The following is a 1,306-nucleotide window of genomic DNA, read 5'->3' as shown; positions in this document are numbered from 1 at the left end:
TGCGTGACGATGACCACCTGGCGCTCGAGGTCCGGGGTCAGAATCTCAGTGCCCCACTTCATTTCGGCGGCCAGTTCTCCATCGGCGCTTTCCTCTGGCCACCACGCGCAGCCCTGTACGCCCAACTGGGGATCAGTCCACGACAGGTCGGCCAGAGACTCTGGTGCCAAGCCGATGAGGAAGGCCGGGATGGGTTCGCGGGTGGCGATGCCGTTTTGGACTTTGATCATGATGGTCACCATAGCTCGATGATTATTCCGCCAACACCGCCGGCAGAATACGCTGTCGGGATTCTGGTCCCCGCCCCGCCTCCGCCGCCGAATCTTCCTCCATCGCCGCCGCCATATGAAGGAATAGAAGATCCTTTGGTTGGGCCGCTCAAATTGGTTTGGATTGCGTGGTAAATTCGACCAGCCGTGCATGCGTCACCGCCAGGCTGACCAAATCCACCGCCGCCACCACAGGCACTATTGGCATCACCTGCCGCTCCTCCACCCCCGCCATCACCTGCGTATCGTGAGCTAGATCCAGTGACTACCGCTCCATCACCACCTGGCCCGCTGATGCCGGCGCAGCCGCCGCCGCCAGACTGGTTTGCTGAGGCTGCGCCGGATTTACCGCCAGAGTTGTTTATATCCCCACCTGATCCAACACCGCCGAGATTCACTCCGGTGACTCCTGCGGCACCTCCAGTAGCCATGAGGCTATAGTCTCGGAACAAAGCAGTTGCCGTACCCCCTGCCGTTTGCGGCGCAGAGCCTTGGGTGATGGCGTAAGAAATTACTTCTCGCGGTCGCACCCTCAAAACTGCGGATCGACTCAGGCCGCCGCCGCCGCCGCCACGAGATGAGTTTCCACCTCCCCCTCCGCCAATAACCGTGACTCTTGCGAACGTAGCATCCGACGGAATCTCGAAAACTCCCTCTGTGTGCTGCGTAGTTGAACCGGCGATATAAATGGTTCGAGGATTAATCTCAGCGCCAGAGCTGTTGGCCCGCGGAAGCCCTAGCGGATTCCCGAGCGGATTTCCCAACGGATTACCAAAGCTCATTAGAAGTCGCCCCCTTCAGAGCGGAACTGAATCCCGGCAGCCAGCGCCACCTGGGAACCCACGTAGAGTTGCTCGCCCGCCTGAAGGCGCAAAGGCGTATCTTGGCTGATGTTTCCGAAGCTTGTTTCTGGGATGGCTGTGGTTGCCGCCAGGGTGTAAGCCGCCATCAGCTCAGAGTCGATGAGCTGAAATGTGGCCCCCGCGTCCTTGCTGCTGTAGAGCAGAAGCGACGAGGCGGTGACAGTGGCGCGCGGC

The 1,306-nt window shown here is 60.4% G+C and carries 2 protein-coding genes; both read right to left on the bottom strand.

What is annotated here, in order from left to right; translation table 11 throughout:
• On the bottom strand, positions 1-230 hold a 230-nt coding region (locus BLX42_RS05930; protein WP_161871352.1), incomplete at its 3' end, for a hypothetical protein.
• 820 nt (positions 231-1,050) lie between these two features.
• Positions 1,051-1,306 (bottom strand): hypothetical protein (locus tag BLX42_RS05925; RefSeq protein WP_218580307.1); only part of this gene is annotated, 256 nt, incomplete at its 5' end.

The sequence above is a fragment of the Pseudomonas sp. SG-MS2 genome (assembly GCF_009933855.1).
GTDB classification, from domain to species: Bacteria; Pseudomonadota; Gammaproteobacteria; order Pseudomonadales; family Pseudomonadaceae; genus Aquipseudomonas; species Aquipseudomonas putida_E.
The sequence above is the reverse complement of the archived record's forward strand: the minus strand, read 5'-3'. Positions and strand labels throughout refer to the sequence as shown.